Annotated in this window: 11 protein-coding genes; 3 read left to right on the top strand and 8 right to left on the bottom strand. The window is 53.3% G+C overall.

Annotated features, from left to right (window positions below; all coding sequences use genetic code 11):
• Positions 1-17: 17 nt before the first annotated feature.
• Positions 18-1,169 (bottom strand): serine hydrolase domain-containing protein, encoded by a 1,152-nt coding sequence (locus ACKGJP_RS08720; protein ID WP_409345273.1) that lies wholly within the window; start codon positions 1,167-1,169, stop codon positions 18-20.
• Positions 1,170-1,341: 172 nt separating this feature from the next.
• Between ACKGJP_RS08720 and ACKGJP_RS08715 the strand changes: the two genes are divergently transcribed.
• Entirely contained in the window at positions 1,342-1,803 is a 462-nt protein-coding gene (locus tag ACKGJP_RS08715) for an Lrp/AsnC family transcriptional regulator (RefSeq protein WP_409345272.1), read from the top strand.
• Positions 1,804-1,918: 115 nt separating this feature from the next.
• Here the strand turns inward: ACKGJP_RS08715 and ACKGJP_RS08710 are convergent, their stop codons facing one another.
• The 6 genes from ACKGJP_RS08710 to ACKGJP_RS08685 all read right to left on the bottom strand — a co-directional run bounded on the left by ACKGJP_RS08710 (position 1,919) and on the right by ACKGJP_RS08685 (position 12,467).
• Positions 1,919-2,791 carry a carbohydrate ABC transporter permease gene (locus tag ACKGJP_RS08710; protein ID WP_409345271.1) on the bottom strand — a complete coding sequence of 291 codons (873 nt, stop codon included), beginning with the start codon at positions 2,789-2,791 and terminating at the stop codon, positions 1,919-1,921.
• 29 nt (positions 2,792-2,820) lie between these two features.
• The gene (locus ACKGJP_RS08705) at positions 2,821-3,720 is read right to left on the bottom strand and encodes an ABC transporter permease (protein ID WP_409345270.1); all 900 of its coding nucleotides are present in this window, start codon (positions 3,718-3,720) and stop codon (positions 2,821-2,823) included.
• Between the two features lie 245 nt (positions 3,721-3,965).
• Entirely contained in the window at positions 3,966-5,579 is a 1,614-nt protein-coding gene (locus ACKGJP_RS08700) for a hypothetical protein (protein ID WP_409345269.1), read from the bottom strand.
• Positions 5,580-5,835: 256 nt separating this feature from the next.
• Positions 5,836-8,103 (bottom strand): helix-turn-helix domain-containing protein, encoded by a 2,268-nt coding sequence (locus ACKGJP_RS08695; protein WP_409345268.1) that lies wholly within the window; start codon positions 8,101-8,103, stop codon positions 5,836-5,838.
• Between the two features lie 104 nt (positions 8,104-8,207).
• Positions 8,208-11,294, bottom strand: a complete 3,087-nt coding sequence (locus ACKGJP_RS08690) for a heparinase II/III family protein (RefSeq protein WP_409345267.1) — start codon at positions 11,292-11,294, stop codon at positions 8,208-8,210.
• A gap of 333 nt (positions 11,295-11,627) precedes the next feature.
• Positions 11,628-12,467: an amidohydrolase family protein gene (locus ACKGJP_RS08685; RefSeq protein WP_409345266.1), complete on the bottom strand. Its 840-nt coding sequence runs from the start codon at positions 12,465-12,467 to the stop codon at positions 11,628-11,630.
• Between the two features lie 307 nt (positions 12,468-12,774).
• Here ACKGJP_RS08685 and ACKGJP_RS08680 point away from each other — a divergent pair, with 307 nt between their 5' ends.
• Positions 12,775-13,566, top strand: coding sequence for an IclR family transcriptional regulator (locus tag ACKGJP_RS08680; protein ID WP_409345265.1), 792 nt, complete (start codon positions 12,775-12,777; stop codon positions 13,564-13,566).
• 377 nt (positions 13,567-13,943) lie between these two features.
• On the top strand, positions 13,944-15,209 hold the full coding sequence (locus tag ACKGJP_RS08675; RefSeq protein WP_409345264.1) for a Glu/Leu/Phe/Val family dehydrogenase: 1,266 nt from the start codon (positions 13,944-13,946) through the stop codon (positions 15,207-15,209).
• A gap of 325 nt (positions 15,210-15,534) precedes the next feature.
• On the opposite strand, the gene ACKGJP_RS08670 is transcribed toward ACKGJP_RS08675, so the two are convergent.
• Positions 15,535-15,987 (bottom strand): GNAT family N-acetyltransferase, encoded by a 453-nt coding sequence (locus ACKGJP_RS08670; RefSeq protein ID WP_409345263.1) that lies wholly within the window; start codon positions 15,985-15,987, stop codon positions 15,535-15,537.
• Between the last annotated feature and the right edge of the window lie 27 nt (positions 15,988-16,014).

Below are 16,014 nucleotides of genomic sequence, written 5' to 3'. Positions count from 1 at the left end.
CCCATTGTGCTCATGCTTTACTCCGCGATTCCGTCGTAAACGGCTTCGCAGAGATCAACGGTAAACGGGCCCGACATCCCTTCCAGCGCCGTATTGGTAAACGCCACAACGCTGAGCTTTCGCTCGGGATCGACAAACCACGAATGGCCATACGTGCCGCCCATGCGCCAGGTACCGGGCGATTCGGGAGTGTTTGCGGCGATAGGATCCTTGAGCAGCGTAAATCCAAGACCAAAGCCGCGCCCTGGCCAGTAGGCCATCGGCAGATCCCCGATCTGGTTGGTGACCATCTCTCGCACCATACTCTCCGGCAGCAGGGGAGCTCCGCCTTCACGCAGTGCTTCCAACATCCGCAAAAAGTCTCCCGCGCTTCCCACCATTCCTGCCCCTCCCGATTGATAGGCCATATTGTCGAGTGCCCGCCCAGGGGAAAGCCGGAAGCCCGACGTTCCTTCCACGAATGCTATGTTATCCGGATCGCGCATGGGCCGCGGCTCCGGAACATCATTGGCGTATGCTGTAGCCAGTCGCTCCGGATCGACTGCGGTAAATCCCGTATCGTTCATGGCAAGCGGTTTTGTCACCAGCGTATGAACGGCTTCGCTAAGCGGAGTATCTGTTACCTTGGCAATCACTGCACCGAGCACATCGGTGGCGATCGAATATTTCCACTGGCTGCCTGGCGTGTAGAGGAGCGGAATAGAGGCAATGCGAAGCAAGTTCTCTTCCAGCGTAATCCCGGCGCTGTCCATCCCGTCCGATACCCCGGCGCGTTGATACGGACCATTCTCCTCTTGAAAAAAGCGGTAAGTCAGCCCCGCCGTGTGCGTCATTAGATGCCGAATCGTCATGGCTGCGGGTTCGCCGTTCTGCAGCCGCGGCCTAAACGCTGGAAGCCAGCGCTCGACAGGGTCCTCCAGCCGCAGGCGCCCTTGTGACACCAAGACTAGTGCCGCGGTTGAAACGATAGGTTTGGATACGGAAGCGAGCCTGAATAGGGCATTTTCTTGCATCGTGCGATTGTTTTCGCGATCGGCAAACCCGGCAGCTCGGTTATATACCAGTTTCCCGTCCATCGCCACTTTAACGACAGTTCCCACCAGCCTTTTGTCGGCAAGGGTACGATCGATGACTTGATCCATGCGTGCTTGTAAACGTCCCGGCTTCATGTTGTTTTCATCCTCTCTCAGTAGGTAAGTCTTGATCACTTTACTATCGTTAGTTTATTATATAAATAGAGTGCTTTACTTTACATAAGGCATTCAAGTTATATCCGTCCTATTACGAAGGAAAACAAGTTAGTTTTTATAAAAATCCTTACATTAAAAGGAGCTAATTCTGATGGATCATATCGATAAGCAAATCCTTTTCTATCTTCAAGACCAGGCGAGAATTTCCATGACGGAGCTAGGCAAAAACGTGGGGCTATCGCAACCCGCCGTAACGGAGAGGGTAAGGCGAATGGAGGAAAAAGGAATCATCGAACACTATCGCACCGTAATCTCCCCGGAAAAAGTCGGGAAACAAGCAGCCGCCTACATCCTGTTTCGCACAAGAGATTGTTATGCATTCCTGGATTTTTGCCGCGCTTCGCCCGATGTCGTCGAATGCTACCGTATCAGCGGCGAGCACAACTACTTATTGAAGGTAATGACCGACTCCACACGGTCTCTCGAGGAGTTCGGCAATCAATGCGATTCATACGGGACGTATACGATTCTGATCGTGATGTCATCGCCGATTGAGCAAAAGTTTTTAATCCCTTCGCTGGAAAAGGCAAATATGCTGGAAGAGTTGGGATAACGCGGCTGAATGAAAAAAAGGAATCCGGCATCAACCCGGATTCCTCGCACTGTATTAGAGATATATTTGGGGGCCGTTAGAAGCTTTCCTTATACGCAAAGGATTCGAATCCCCTCTACTCTTTCAACGAACCGAGCATCGTCCCCTGCACGAAATATTTCTGAATGAACGGGTACACAAGCAGAATCGGCACCGTTGCGAACAAAATGATGCCCGCCTTCATCATTTCCGGCGTCGCCACCATCGCGATATCGGAAGCGTTGCTTCCGTAGGCCTGCGTATCGTCGCTGACGATCAAGCTGCGCAGCACGACCTGGAGCGGGTACAGCTTCTTGTCGCGGATGAAAATAAGGGCGTTGAAATAAGAGTTCCACAGCGAGACCACATTATATAGGCTGAGCGTGGCAAGTATCGGGACGGACAGAGGAATCGAGATTTGCGAATAGATCCGGAATTCCCCTGCGCCGTCGATCTTTGCGGAATCGAACAGCTCTGACGAGATGCCTTGAAAGAACGTTTTCATAATAATGACGTAGAAAGCGCTGAGCGCGGAAGGCACCGTCAACGCCCAAAGCGTATTCTCGAAGCCGATCGATTTGATGACCATGTAATTCGGGATCAAGCCGGCCGAGAACACCAGCGTAACCAGAACGAGCCGCAGGATGATTTTTCGCCCGGGCATGATCGAACGGGACAGCGCATAGCCGAAGCTCGTCGTAAACAACAGGAAGAGAGTCGTGCCGACAACGCAAATGTACACGCTGACGCCGAGCGCCCGCCACAGCGAATCCAATTGGAGGATTTCCCGGTACACGCCGAAATGCATTTCCTTGGGCCAGAACCCGACGAGCTTGGCATCCGCATATTTGGGCGAGCTGAGCGACACCGCTAGCAGGTGAAAGAGCGGCGCCACCATGGATATACTGGTGACGGCCAGAAACAGTCCGTTCAGAAATTGAAAGAGCCGATCGGATTTATAGGTGATCATGGTTGATTTTTCCCTCCTCGTGCCATCCGCTAGTAAATGCTTTCGCCGGTCGTTCGTTTGCTCACTTGGTTGAGCAGCATAATTAGAATAAAGCCGACGAGCGCCTGGAACATGCCGATCGCCGTGGAAAAGCTGAATTGCGCGCTAAGCAGACCCACGCGGTATACATACGTATCGATAATTTCCGCAACGGTCCGGTTCAGCGGATTTTGGAAAATGAGCACTTGCTCGACGTTCGCCTCGAGTACGCTGCCGATCCGGAGCAGGAACAGCACCATGATCGTAGGCAGCAAGGAGGGAAGCGTAATATGCCACATTCTCCGCCAGCGGTTTGCGCCGTCGACCATTGCGGCTTCGTACAAGCTAGGATTGATCGCCGTAAGCGCAGCTAGGAACAGGATCGTCCCCCAGCCGATTTCCTTCCAGATCGACACCGAAATGATAATCGGACGGAAAAACTCCGGCATCGTCACAAAATCGTACGGCCCCAGGCCGAACAAGCCGAGAAACTGGTTGACGAAGCCTTTGGTAGCGAGCAGATTGATGAAAATCCCGCCTACGATAACCCAGGACAAAAAGTGCGGCATATATAACAACGTCTGCACCGGCCGCTTGAACCACATACCGCGCACCTCGTTGAGCAGAAGCGCAAGAATGAGCGGCGCCGGGAAGCCGAATATGATCGAATATAGGCTGAGCAGAATCGAGTTTTTCAAAATTTGAAAAAACTCGTCGTACGTGAACATCGTCACAAAATGCTTAAACCCGACGAACGGACTTCCAAGAAAGCCTGTGAACATGTTGTAGTCCTGGAACGCGATAATATTCCCTCCGAGAGGAATATAGCGAAAGATGATAAAGTGAAGAATGCCCGGCAGGGCGATTAGCATAAGCATCACTTTGTCGCCTAACTGGAATTTCCGCTGCATGATGGTTCCTCCTTCAAAAAACTGATTCCTGCAAAGTGACGTGATGCTTGGTTATTTACAATGAGCGCAGAGTAAAAATGGGCATGTCTATACAAGCCCCCCAAGGAACAACGGCTTCGCCGTCTTTTGACGGCGCGTTTACCGAGAAGTCGAACAATCAGCGGGGGATATACTGAGACTTTAAGAAATGCCGGCCCGCTGACCGGGCCGGCATTCCGGGCGCTTCTTGCGAAGTCGAGATATTATTATTTTTTCTTCTTATTGTTGTACCAGTTGGTTGCTTCCTTCATCGCCGCTTCGCCACCGCGCTTCTTCCACTCGGCTACGAACGTATCGAACGCTTTGTCGACATCTTCCTTGCCGGTAACGGCTTTGGCGAACATATCGAGGAACATGTTGCCCGCTTGGAAGCCGATCGACAGCTCCGGCTTTGTAGCCAGCGATTGCAGAGAAGGCATGAACAAGCCGTCGTTTTTAAGGATGTTCTCGGAAGCGATTTTGACGCCCTTCTTCAGCATTTCCGATTCCGGATTGATGTCGATCAGCTTCGAGGACATCCGGCCGTCGCCGCGAGGGTTGATGATCAGCTGGTAGAACGTCGACGAGCCTGCAGGACCGGATTCGTTGTTGACATCCGCTTTCGGATCCCATTTGATTTTACCGGCTTCTTCGGTATAGTTGGTGCCTTTGATCCCGAAGGAGAAGAAGTTCTCCGCCTCGTCCGACCATGCCCAGTTCAGGAACTTGATGACTTCCTCCGCTTGCTTCGACTTGTTCGGGATCACCCAAACGAAGTTGATTTGCGAGTTTTCCGTCTCCAGTCCGCCGCCCTTCGGACCTTGCGGGGCGCCTACGACATCGATTTTGACATTCGACTGATTGACGAAGTTGCTGGGCGTCCACGTTGTCGGATAGCTGGTGATGTCATACTTCCAAGAGCCCGCTTGCCCCTTCTTGATGCCTGCGACCCAGTCCGCGCCTTTGTTCGTAAACAGGTTCGGGTTGACGTAGCCTTTGTCGTACATCATCTTCCAGAACTTGATCGCTTCTTTCATTTCCGGCTTGATCATCCCAGGCGTCATCGTGCCGTTTACGTTATACCACATGCCCGGATGCGCGCCGAATTCGGAGAAGAACACATCGCCGTAAATCATGTTCTCGCGAACGTAGAAGCCGTACTCGTTGTTCGGATCGCCGTCGCCGTTCAAATCCTTGCCTTTGATCGCTTCGAAATATTTGACCCATTCGTCGAGCGTCTTAGGCTGCTTCATGCCGAGCTTATCGAGCCAGTCCTGGCGAATGTACATGACGCGGTTCGACATGAATTGGGCGAGCGCCGGTATTGCGTAAATTTTACCGTCCTTCGATACGCTCGGGCTATCCCATGCTTGCTGAGGGATTTTCTTCTTAATGTTCGGTCCGTATTTGTCGATCAGCGGTCCGAGTTCTTTAAATACCCCTTGCTCTACGGCACCCGGATGAGCCGAGTCGGTAATGCTGTCCGTACGGATCAGATCAGGAAGATCGCCAGAAGCGAAACGAACCGTCAACTGCTGCTTGTATTCCGGGTGGTTAAGGAAATCGAACTTCAGGTTGTAGCCCGACTGCTTCGACAATTCTTTAATGTACTTGTCGTCTTCCTTCATCTCCTGCGGGTACTTGGCACCTGCATTGGACAACAGAATATTAATATTCTTGTTGACCGGAGCCGCCGAAGGCGAAGTGCTCGCGCTGCCGCTCGGACTGCCGCTTGCACCGGTCGTTCCCGAATCCTTGCCTCCGCAAGCAGCAAGCAGCGTTCCCGCCGCAAGCGTCGTGCTAAGCGAAACCAGCATCATCTTTTTGTTGATCGATTTCATAGCTTTACCCCTCTCGTTCTCGTTTGCGATAAGGCTGATCGACTTATCTGCCCTTACTATAGTGAAAGCGTTTTTATACGCGCAATGTTCCGTTTTTAACGGCGCAATCAAACATGGATAAAGATTTGTCATACAAAGAAAAAGCAAAAACCGCACAACGGCGGCCTTTTCCCTACTTGTAACGACAATGCAGTCCTCGCCGATCGCGCGACACGGACAATTGGATGACGCCGGAACGGGCCGGCGCCAATGTTTGCTATGTTTCGGCTGAAGCTTGATGCTGCTTCCGGTACTCGCCCGGCGGCACCCCGATGATTTGCTTGAATACCCTGCTGAAGTTCTGCACCGACGAATAACGAAGCCGATCGGCGATGTCCTTGATCGGGAGCTGGCTATGCGCCAGCCATTCGGCTGCTTTGCGCATCCGGAATTGAATTAAATAATCGATAAAATTCATGCCGGTGACTTCTTTAAACATGCGGCTAAGCTGGGACGGATGAAGCTGAAACTGCTCCGCCGTCTGCTGCAGCGACAGATCGGTCTCGAAATGCTCGTGGATGTCGATCAGCACCTGCTGAATCAGCCGCTTTTGCTTGGAAACGTTGTAGGTTTCCAGCTTGCTGACGATTTCCGGAAACACCGTCCCGGCCAGCCAGTCGCGCACTTCCTGCAGCGTGTTCAGCGAGGTGAGCCGCTTATAGAGATCTTCTTGAAAGAAATCGTCCAAGCTGCAATCCAGCTCGTTCATGAAATAATCAAGCTCGCCGAGCAAATAGGAAAACAGACCGGTTGCCATCTCCGAGCTGTATGCTCCTTTGGCGACCGTTGCGATGAGCGAATCAAGCTGATCGATCGCATCGCTCGTTTTGCCGTTGAGCAGGCTGTGCGCCATGTCCTTCATTCCCTGCACCAGCGCGCGGCCCGATTGCTTCATGGACGGCGCGATCTGCCGGTCCATAATGGTTACGTTGGAGCCCAGCAGCAGCCGGTGCCCCAGCAGCCCGACCGCCTCCTGGAAGCAAGCTTGCGTTCCGCCGAAGCCAATACGCGGACGGCTAATCGCTACGCTCACCGTGAACCGGAAATATTCGCGTACGTTTTCGCGGAAACGATCCATCAACATGACCAGCTTCTGCTCGACGCCTTCGGTATCCGCCTTCAACCCGAACAGGGCGGTCACTTGCCCGGGCTGGAAGCTGAACGTCAAACACGGCAGCTCGTTCTCGCAGGTTTCCTCCAATATTTTACGAAGGGCAAAATGAATCAGCGAACGGTCCTTTTGCGGATACGTTTGAATAAAAAGGTTGTAATCGTCCACGGTAGAGACGCAAACGGCAAAATGCGAGCCCGTGAACGGAAGGTCCAGCTGCTCGGTCTTCTGCATAAACTCCTTCTCGGACATTTCGCCGCGCAGCAAATGATGAAACAAGCTTTCCCGCAAATAGGGCATATGCTCATTCAGCTTTTTTTGCAAGTCGATATTGTTCAGCGCCATCTGCTTCATCATCGAATCGATCGCCTCCAGCCCTTCCTTGCCCGTCCGGTCCAGCTTATGCTCGTCCGTAAACCGGCGGAGCATCCGTTCGATCGGGAAATACAACCGGCTTGAGCCGATAAAGGCGATCGCCGTCCAAACAAGGGCAATGCCCGCGAACAAAAGCCAGGTCAGATGCCGGATATTATCCGACTTTTCGGTAAACTCGCTGATCGGCGTCATCGCTATATACGTCCAGTTATTGAGCGAGGATGTTTGCGCCGTCAGTTTATAGTTCTCGCCCTTAAGCACGAACGATCCCTGAAAGCCCTCCGGGTCTTTCCAAAAATGATACAGGTCGTTCGTATCGGCAAGCTTCGTTCCGATTTCGTCTTTATTTTGACTGACGATAATGCGTCCGGTTTCATCGACGATAAACACCTTGCTGCGATGGCCGAACGTCAGTTTCTCAAGAAAGGTCGTAAGCTCCCGAATCGTGACGTGCAGCACAAGAATGCCGTCCGTGTAGTAAGTATGCCTAGGCACCGGCGAGAACAACAGCAGCTCGTCCTGATTGACGTACGTATTCGGCGTAACCATGAACGTCGCGTTGAATTGCGGCTGTACCTTTTCCATAATTTCATAAAAAAAACGGGGCGATTTGTTGGAGAAAGCGAAATCGTACTTTTTGTAGATTAGGGAAGCGGTGAAACGAATCGATGAGAAGCTCTGGTGCTTGATCAGCACGTCGGTCATTTCCAGCGTTTGGGATAGATTGTCCGATGGAGGAGGCAGCTGCATCGCTTTCTCGATCGTCTTGTCCGAGGCGATGGACAGAGCAGATATTTGCAGGTTTTTCACGAAATTGTTCAATTGGAATTCGATTTGCTTCAGGACGGTCTGATGGTTCGTATCGACCTCTTCCTGAATGCTCTTCTGAACGATGTACGAGGAGGACAAGCCTAAAATGAGCACGGGTAATGTGCTGATAATGACCGAAAATATGATCAATTTCTGCTTAAACGTCAGCCTCGACAGCCGCATGCGCATCGTTGGCCCCTCCTCTAGGGTGTCGGATCAGGTTTGTAGGAAAAACCCGATCCGCCTGCGGCATCGGGCACGTACATCCATATTAAACGGTCAAGCTTGCGTTGTCACGCGTCAAAAGCAGCCTCATAAGTCAGCGGAATGCGAAATGGCGAGCCTTCGGCAATATCGTAAAGAAAGCCCTTCTCCATGTCCCGGCTGTCGGCATACCGGCGAACCAGGACGGCATCGCCAATATCCAGCCGGATCGTTCTTTCCGCGTCTTCCCCGATACCGGCATAAGCCGCGCCCTTGATTTCGTAGGCTGCCTGAGGCACGCCGCCGGTCACATAAATCGTTCGCCCGGCAAGCTTCCCCGGCTCCACGCCCCGAGTATTCATGCGAACGACGATCTCGTTCTTATCGGAAAGCTCCTTCGTAAAATCGGAGACGATGCCTTCCAAACGAGAGGTCTGCTCGTTGACGACTGGAGAAGCGGCAGGGCCGAGCAAGGTTCCGTCATGAAGGTAAGCTTGCACCGGTCGGCCCTCCCGTTCGCTATAAACGCCGAAGCTGCCGCGAAAAACAAGCTTATCTCCTATTCGGTACGTACGGTCTTCATGCAGGGCGCTGACGATAATATCGATCCGTCCGTTCGCCAGCTCGACGCAAACGGCTCTGATCTCAAGCTCCTGCGGCAGCCTTCCACTCTCTTCTTCTCGAACGGGAAGCGCGTGAACCGCGCGGATCATGCGCTGCTCGCGATACGGTTCGATAATCGCCGAGAACAGGCTTTCCAGAGCCGTCTCTCCCGAATGGCGCTTCGCTAGCACATAGGTGAGGCTTTGCGGGTTGCCCGGCTTGTTGCGCGGCGGAATGCCTTCCGCCAGAGAGACGCGGTCATAGTCCCCAAGCATTGTCAACCGCAGATGAACCGGCCCAGGCCGCTCCAGCATCCCCCAAGTGTCGACCGCGGTCCAATCCACGGCGAACGTGTCGCCCGGCGCCTCGTCATGGCGAACTTGATGCAAATAGTGAAAGCCGCTGCCTTCATAACCCGGACCTTCCTTACTATCCGGCCGAACCCCATACTCCACGTCCGGACCGGCATACGTTCCGGAACGCTGCGCTTGCAACGTCAGTCCTTCCGAAGACGCTTCCCCTTCGGGACCGTGAAAGCTGTAAACATGCTCGGCTCCGCCCTTAACCCGGAACAGATCGACGATATACGAGTGCTCGCCGTTAATGCGGATCAGCGCCGCCGTTCGCCGATAAAGGCCGGTTTGCGGATATACCTCGGACGCTTCGACGTCAATCAGCTTAACGAGCGTCCCGTCGTCGAAAGAAAGGGGCTTCCCGCTCCACTGCGCCTTTTGCTTGCTGCGGTCCACCGTCACCGTGTTATGGCTGATCGTATTGTGGACCCATTCGAAGCGATGACGGTCCTTGCTGTCCGCGAATTCCGGATAGCCGAGATCCGGCGCCAAATCCAGTCCGAACGCATGCAGCCCGAGATTGAGCGTATCGCGGTGGCCGTGGCCGAAGCTTCTGCCGTAATACAGCCATAGGTCGCGCATCGTATGCGGGCTCGGCTGATTCGATCCGGGCCCGGCGGCTGCATGTGCCGTGGCGGCTTCGCCGTCACGAAGCGCGGCAAAGCCGTAACCGGTCAGATTGACGCTAGGCAAATGAAGCGTACCGTGTGAACCGATCACTTCATCGATCCGCCGGACGATGCTCTCCGGATCGGCGGCAAATACATCGCCATGGATACCGTCCAGGCTGTTTCCGTTCAGGAAATAAGCCATCTGCGCATGAATCGGATCGCCATACGCCTCGAACGCTTTGATCGCTTCGCGTATCCGGGTAGGTGCCTCCGGATTGCCGGTTTTGCCGGAATCTCCGATCTGCGCCGTATAGTTGCCGCTTAACAGGAGCGGATACGGAGCGGCGTACATTTTTTTATATTTGACGTGCCGGTACAGATCGAACTCCGGACAACGGTCGTAGCCTTGCAAAATGTCAGCCACGGTTTGAAAAGACGTCAGCCACAGCCTGTTGTAATGCGGCGCCGCCTCATCGCCGTGCCCGTCCCGGTCCACGTCGCCCACGAGAGCCGCCGCAAGATTGCCGCCTGTCACATGCCAATCAGGCTCGCTCTCCCGTCCGCCCGGCTGCAGCATGAAATCCAGCCACTCTCGCGTTTCCGGCAGCGTGTCGTATACGACGGCCGCAAGAGCCAGCGCGCTTTGATGAAAGCCCGTATTGCCGTAGATCGCGGCTGTCCGAACGGCAGGGTATATTTGCCGGACGATGCCGTCCTCGATGTTGCGGCGGATGGCTTCCGCGCTGTTCTTCGCATTCGCAAGCTTGCAGGAGGCTGCTTTATCCGCCAAAAAGCGAATCGCTTCGCCATCGTCCATCGCCGGAAAAAAAGCGTCATAAGCGCTTACAAAATCTTTCACCAAGGCCGATTCCCATATCGAACCGACCGCCTTGCCCCGTCCGGTCTCCCCGCCGTGCGAGTTGAGGTAGACGGTTTTATCGTAAACGGAAACATCGAGCTCCGGGTAAATATCCGCAACCCGGTCGAGAAGAATCGTTCCGGCTCGGGCATAGCGGGTATCGCCCGTGTAAAGATAAGCATCGCGCAGTCGGATTATTGATTCTTGTATCATACCGGTACTTTCATTGTGCCATAAAAACCAGTGCACGTAATACGCAATAAACGTGAACCGGTTACCTTGTTCGTCTACCCATCCGAAGCCGTCGTCGACGCCCCAGTGCGGACCCTTTTCGGGATAAAGTTCGTTAATGAGCAGCGTTCTGTCCGCCAGCTCGGGCCGGAATACGGCTTGCTCGTCAAGTCCGCTCTCATAATACGCGGCAAAATCATTCGTCGGGAAAGTAAATCCGCTGCTCGGATCGACGATTTTCCAAGGCGCCGAAGCCGGATCGCCGGTATACGGATAATTGCCGAATCGGTCGATCGCTTTTCCGGTAACGGGACTTCCCGCTTTCTGGTTGACCCCGTAGCTTCTCGGAAGCGTCTGCGGCGGAACCAGCCGCCATAGAAATTCATGGCCTAACGCGATATACCGCTCCGCTTTGCGTACGGCTTCGTCCTTCAGCGTTCGCGCCCAATCGTATATTTGCACGTTTCGTCTCGCAGCCGCCACCTTATCCGGCGTGTATACGGTGCTGCGCGTTTTCATTCGTAGATTCCACCCTTCCTAAGAGAGATCCGCCCTCCTAGAGAGTTTCCAATCATAGAGAGTCTCCAATCATAGAGAGTCTTAACCCTCCTAAAGAGTTTCCACCCTCCTAAATCCTCCCTGCCAGGGAGGACCCCAAGGGCCAGCCCTCTGGACACCCGGAAGCAAACACGCGGAAAGCGCTTCTGTAGATTATTGAAGATACTACGTGCCGAAAGCCGCTTTCGTCCATGGATTTGCTCAAAACAAACCCACGGACACGCTCTACTTTCCAATTGCGGCAATTATAAACCAGACGCTTGCCAATCGGCAAGCCCTTTGTGACGATATCGCTTAAACCAGGCCCAAAATCTCCGGCGTATTGCGGTGGATGATGTCTTCGATCACTTTTTCCGGAACGCGCGGCAGGTTCGTGCCCTCCACCAGGTGGTTGATGTTGCGCGTCGCGTCGATCATTTTCTGCGTCGTGAAGAACGGGAAGTCGGAGCCGAACAAAATTTTGTGCGTAACCCCGTATTCGCACGCGGACACCAGCGCATTGTAATACTGCCACGGACGGCTGCCGAGCGCCGAAACGTCCATGTACATGTTCGTGTTTTTGCGAACGACGGAGATGCACTCGTCTACCCAGGGGTGACCCATATGCGCGACCAAAATTTTCAGGTTCGGGAACGCTCTCGCGATCGGATCGAGAGCAGCCGGACGGGATGCATCGAGGAAGCCTTCCGGTACGAACGACGTGCCCTGATGAATCAGGATCGGGATGTTCAGTTCGTCAGCCTTCTTATATAAATCGAAATGCTCCTTGGCATCCGGATAAAAGTTTTGATAAATCGGCCCCAGCTTCAAGCCCTTCAAGCCAAGACCTCGGATCGCTTCCTCCAGCAATCGCGGAGCGTTCTCGCGGTTCGGGTCGACGCTCGCGAAGCCGATAAACTTGCTGCCGTGCTTCGCCACGTACTCGGCTACATATTCGTTCGGCACTTCGATGCCGGTAGCCGGCGCGTCGAAAGCGAGGACGATGGCGCCGTCCGAATCGGCAAAAGCTTCTTGATGCTGCTCGGGCGTCGCGATCATTTCATGATCGGGGCCCCAGGACCGCTTAACGGCGGCTTGCGTCGGTCCTTTGACTTGACCGTGTCCGAATAAATGAGTATGGCAATCGAAAATCATCGTTCATCTTCCTTTCTTGTGTCTGAGTAGTAGTCTTCATTCCTCGAGTCGATAAACGTTACGGATGCAGGCGATAAAAAACTTTTTTACCCCATGGAATACCTATCCTTTTGCGGTATGTTAATTTGTTTTTCGGTATATCAAATACCTAACAAATATATCATTCACACCTACCTCAGTCAACTCGAATAGAGGGGGATAAATGGCTTTAAACCGGCGAATAACCTTGATATTTACCCTTATCTGTGTTTAAATGGAATCGCATCTCCACATCCTTTTTTGTAATACCAAGAGGAGAACGAAACTTATGAAAAAAAGCAGATATACCGTTCCCGCCCTGGAGAAAGGCCTTTCCATTATCGAGCTGCTGGCTCATGCGGAGCTGCCGCTTGGCGTAACCGATCTGTACGATGTTAGCAAAATTCCGAAATCGACCATCTTCATGATTTTGACGACGCTTGAAAGCTTGAACTACGTGCAGAAGGTGGAAGACGGCAAATATAGGCTGACCCTGAAGCTTTACAATACCGGCATGGCGACGCTCACCAAGCTGGACATTCGCGGCATCGCCCGCCCGGTCATGGAGAAGCTGGCCCTCGACTTGCGTTTCACCGTACATCTGGCCATGCTCGAGAACGGCAAAGCGATTTATATCGAGAAGGTAAAAGGTCCGGGCTTCGTACAGTTTTCCACCGAAGTCGGACAAACGCTTCATCTTCATAATTCCGGCGTCGGTAAAGCGCTGGCCGCCTACCTGCCGAAGGATACGCTGGAGCTTTATTTGCAGCAAAACGGCATGTCCGCCTCGACGGCGAACACGATTACGACACCGGAAGCGTTTCACGACTTCTTGGCGAGCGTCCGCGAATCCGGTTTTGCGATCGAAGACGAGGAAGGCGAGCTCGGCATCCGCTGCGTGGCTGCGCCGGTTTTTGACAACCTCGGCCGTATCGCGGCGGCTTTAAGCGTAACCGCCCTGCGCAACGAGCTGCCCAGCATCGCTTTTCAAGCCATCGGCAGCAAGCTGCAGGAGTCCGCGCTTTTTATCTCCAGACAGCTCGGCTTCGAAGACAACGACAAGTCCGTTACGGTTACGTAGCGGGCTTGTCGCTTTTCTGAATGGAGCGCTCCTTCGCTAGCTTCACGCGCCGGTCCCCCCTACTTTATTTGAAGATGGAAACTATTCGCCGCCTCTCTTAAACGGTATTACAAAAATTCATTCGATATAGAAAAACATCATTCCGTCAATTGTTCCGTTTTTTCCATGTCAATGCTCATTTTTTGATTTCCTTCACAGAAGGTGCTTTTTCCGCCTATCGTTTTCGATTATAATAATAATGTTATACTCAAGTTTACAAAAGCCGCTTTTCCGCAATAGGTATGATGCCAAATGCTTCGTTATCTTTTTTTGCTAGCGAAAAGAGGTTTTTATAAACCTGATTTAACTCATTCTTAGCAGAGGCAGGAGATCGTCCAATGACCCAGCAAGTAGCAGCACCAGTCGAAACGCTCAACCCGTTCCAAATCGCCCAAAAGCAAATCGAGACGGCGGCGGCTCTTTTGAACCTTCCGCAGCATGTCGTCGAAATTCTTAAACGGCCGATGCGCGTCTTGTCCGTAACCTTCCCGGTTAAAATGGATGACGGCAGCGTAAAAGTTTTCGAAGGCTACCGTTCCCAGCATAACGATGCGATCGGGCCTACCAAAGGCGGCATCCGCTTTCACCCTGACGTCACCCTCGACGAAGTTAAGGCGCTCTCGATGTGGATGTCCTTCAAATGCGGCGTCGTAGGCTTGCCGTACGGGGGCGGTAAAGGCGGCGTCATCGTAGATCCGCATACGCTCAGCAAGAACGAGCTTCAACGCCTTAGCCGCGCATTTTTCGAAGCGATCGCAGCGATCGTCGGTCCCGACAAAGACATTCCGGCTCCGGACGTTTACACGACACCTGAGATTATGGGTTGGATGATGGACTCGTTCAGCCGTCTGCAAGGCGCGAACACGCCAGGCGTCATTACCGGCAAACCGATCATTATCGGAGGCTCCCTCGGACGTAAAGAAGCGACTGCCCGCGGCTGCGTATTTACGATCCTCGAAGCGCTCAAAGAAATCAACCTGCCGGTCGACCAGGCGACTGTCGCCATTCAAGGCTACGGCAACGCCGGACGCATTGCGGCTGAGCTGCTTAGCGAGCTCGGAGCCAAAATCGTCGCAGTCAGCGACTCCCGCGGCGGAATTCACAACCCGAACGGCCTCGACATCAACGAAATCGACCGCTTGAAAGATACGTCGTCGATTCTTGAATATGGCGAGCAGTATCACATCAGCAACGCTCAACTGCTTGAGCTTGACGTGGACGTCCTGATCCCGGCTGCGCTTGAGAACGTGATTACGTCCAAGAACGCCGCCAACGTCCAAGCCAAAATTATTGCCGAAGCCGCTAACGGCCCGACTACGCCGAACGCCGACAAAGTACTGAAAGACAAAGGCATTATCGTCATTCCTGATATTTTGGCCAATGCAGGCGGCGTAACCGTTTCGTACTTCGAATGGGTACAAAACCTGATGCACTACTACTGGAGCGAAGAGGAAGTCAACGAGAAACTCCAAGTCAAAATGGTAGGCTCCTACCAAGCGGTACGCAAAATTGCCGACCAGTATGGAACGGATCTTCGGACGGCTGCTTATATGATCTCGCTTTTGCGCATTAAAGAGGCAATGGAAGCAAGAGGCTGGATCTAAAGAAAACGCGGCGCGAGCTGCGATGATAGGAAGGCCCATGGAAGTGGCAATCAAGAAATGTCAGGCAATATAGGTTGGGGGTATCCCTTTCCGCTCGCTCTTGAGTTCAGGAAATTTTATTGGAAGCCGCTATTTAGCGGATATTTCCCGAACTCAAAGGCGAACGCTTACGCTGCTCCAAGGGATACCCGCCACCCCCATTGCAAGCCATTATTCATAAATGCCATAATCCAGCCCCATCCAAAAACGCAGCCGCGCGCTGCGTTTTTTTATATCCGAACGAAGAAGAGGGATGGGATAATAACAGAATCGTCGACGCATCCGCCTACGCCGATGTCACCGGAACCTCCAAGCAGCGTACGATTTCCCCGTCCTCGGCACTTACCTCGCGGAAGCCGGCTGCTTCATAAAGCTTCGCCGCCGCCGTATTGTTCTCGCAGTGGCCGATGGCGATCGCACGAGCGCCGTATGTTTCGCTCAGCAGGGAGACCAGCTCCGCGAGCGCTGCTTTTCCGTAGCCTCGTCTCTGATGACGGCGGCCGATCATGAGCCCCATGATCCAATAACGGCCTTGCTCGTCGGGTTTCGCCGAGTAAACGGCGAAGCCGATCAGCGACGCCTGAAGATAAACCGCGAGCGGCACCAAATGCTTCTCGAGCCTCGATTCCGCCAGCCAATAAACAACCGGAGCGGGAGAAACTCCCCTCTGCTCCTCCATAACCTCAAGCTTGGCGCACGCATACCAATCGCTGCAGGTAACTTCTTGTAAGCGAATCAATGATCGGTTCCTCCATTTTCCTTTTTT

It is taken from the genome of Paenibacillus litoralis, from assembly GCF_046244365.1.
GTDB lineage: Bacteria > Bacillota > Bacilli > Paenibacillales > NBRC-103111 > Paenibacillus_V.
Note: the sequence above shows the minus strand (reverse complement) of the source record. Positions and strands in the feature narration are given on the sequence as shown.

Bases quoted from the DNA above. Each gene is read 5' to 3' on its own strand.
- ACKGJP_RS08720 (WP_409345273.1), bottom strand. From the start codon at position 1,169: ATGAAGCCGGGACGTTTACAAGCACGCATGGATCAAGTCATCGATCGT.
- ACKGJP_RS08715 (WP_409345272.1), top strand. From the start codon at position 1,342: ATGGATCATATCGATAAGCAAATCCTTTTCTATCTTCAAGACCAGGCG.
- ACKGJP_RS08710 (WP_409345271.1), bottom strand. From the start codon at position 2,791: ATGATCACCTATAAATCCGATCGGCTCTTTCAATTTCTGAACGGACTG.
- ACKGJP_RS08705 (WP_409345270.1), bottom strand. From the start codon at position 3,720: ATGCAGCGGAAATTCCAGTTAGGCGACAAAGTGATGCTTATGCTAATC.
- ACKGJP_RS08700 (WP_409345269.1), bottom strand. From the start codon at position 5,579: ATGAAATCGATCAACAAAAAGATGATGCTGGTTTCGCTTAGCACGACG.
- ACKGJP_RS08695 (WP_409345268.1), bottom strand. From the start codon at position 8,103: ATGCGCATGCGGCTGTCGAGGCTGACGTTTAAGCAGAAATTGATCATA.
- ACKGJP_RS08690 (WP_409345267.1), bottom strand. From the start codon at position 11,294: ATGAAAACGCGCAGCACCGTATACACGCCGGATAAGGTGGCGGCTGCG.
- ACKGJP_RS08685 (WP_409345266.1), bottom strand. From the start codon at position 12,467: ATGATTTTCGATTGCCATACTCATTTATTCGGACACGGTCAAGTCAAA.
- ACKGJP_RS08680 (WP_409345265.1), top strand. From the start codon at position 12,775: ATGAAAAAAAGCAGATATACCGTTCCCGCCCTGGAGAAAGGCCTTTCC.
- ACKGJP_RS08675 (WP_409345264.1), top strand. From the start codon at position 13,944: ATGACCCAGCAAGTAGCAGCACCAGTCGAAACGCTCAACCCGTTCCAA.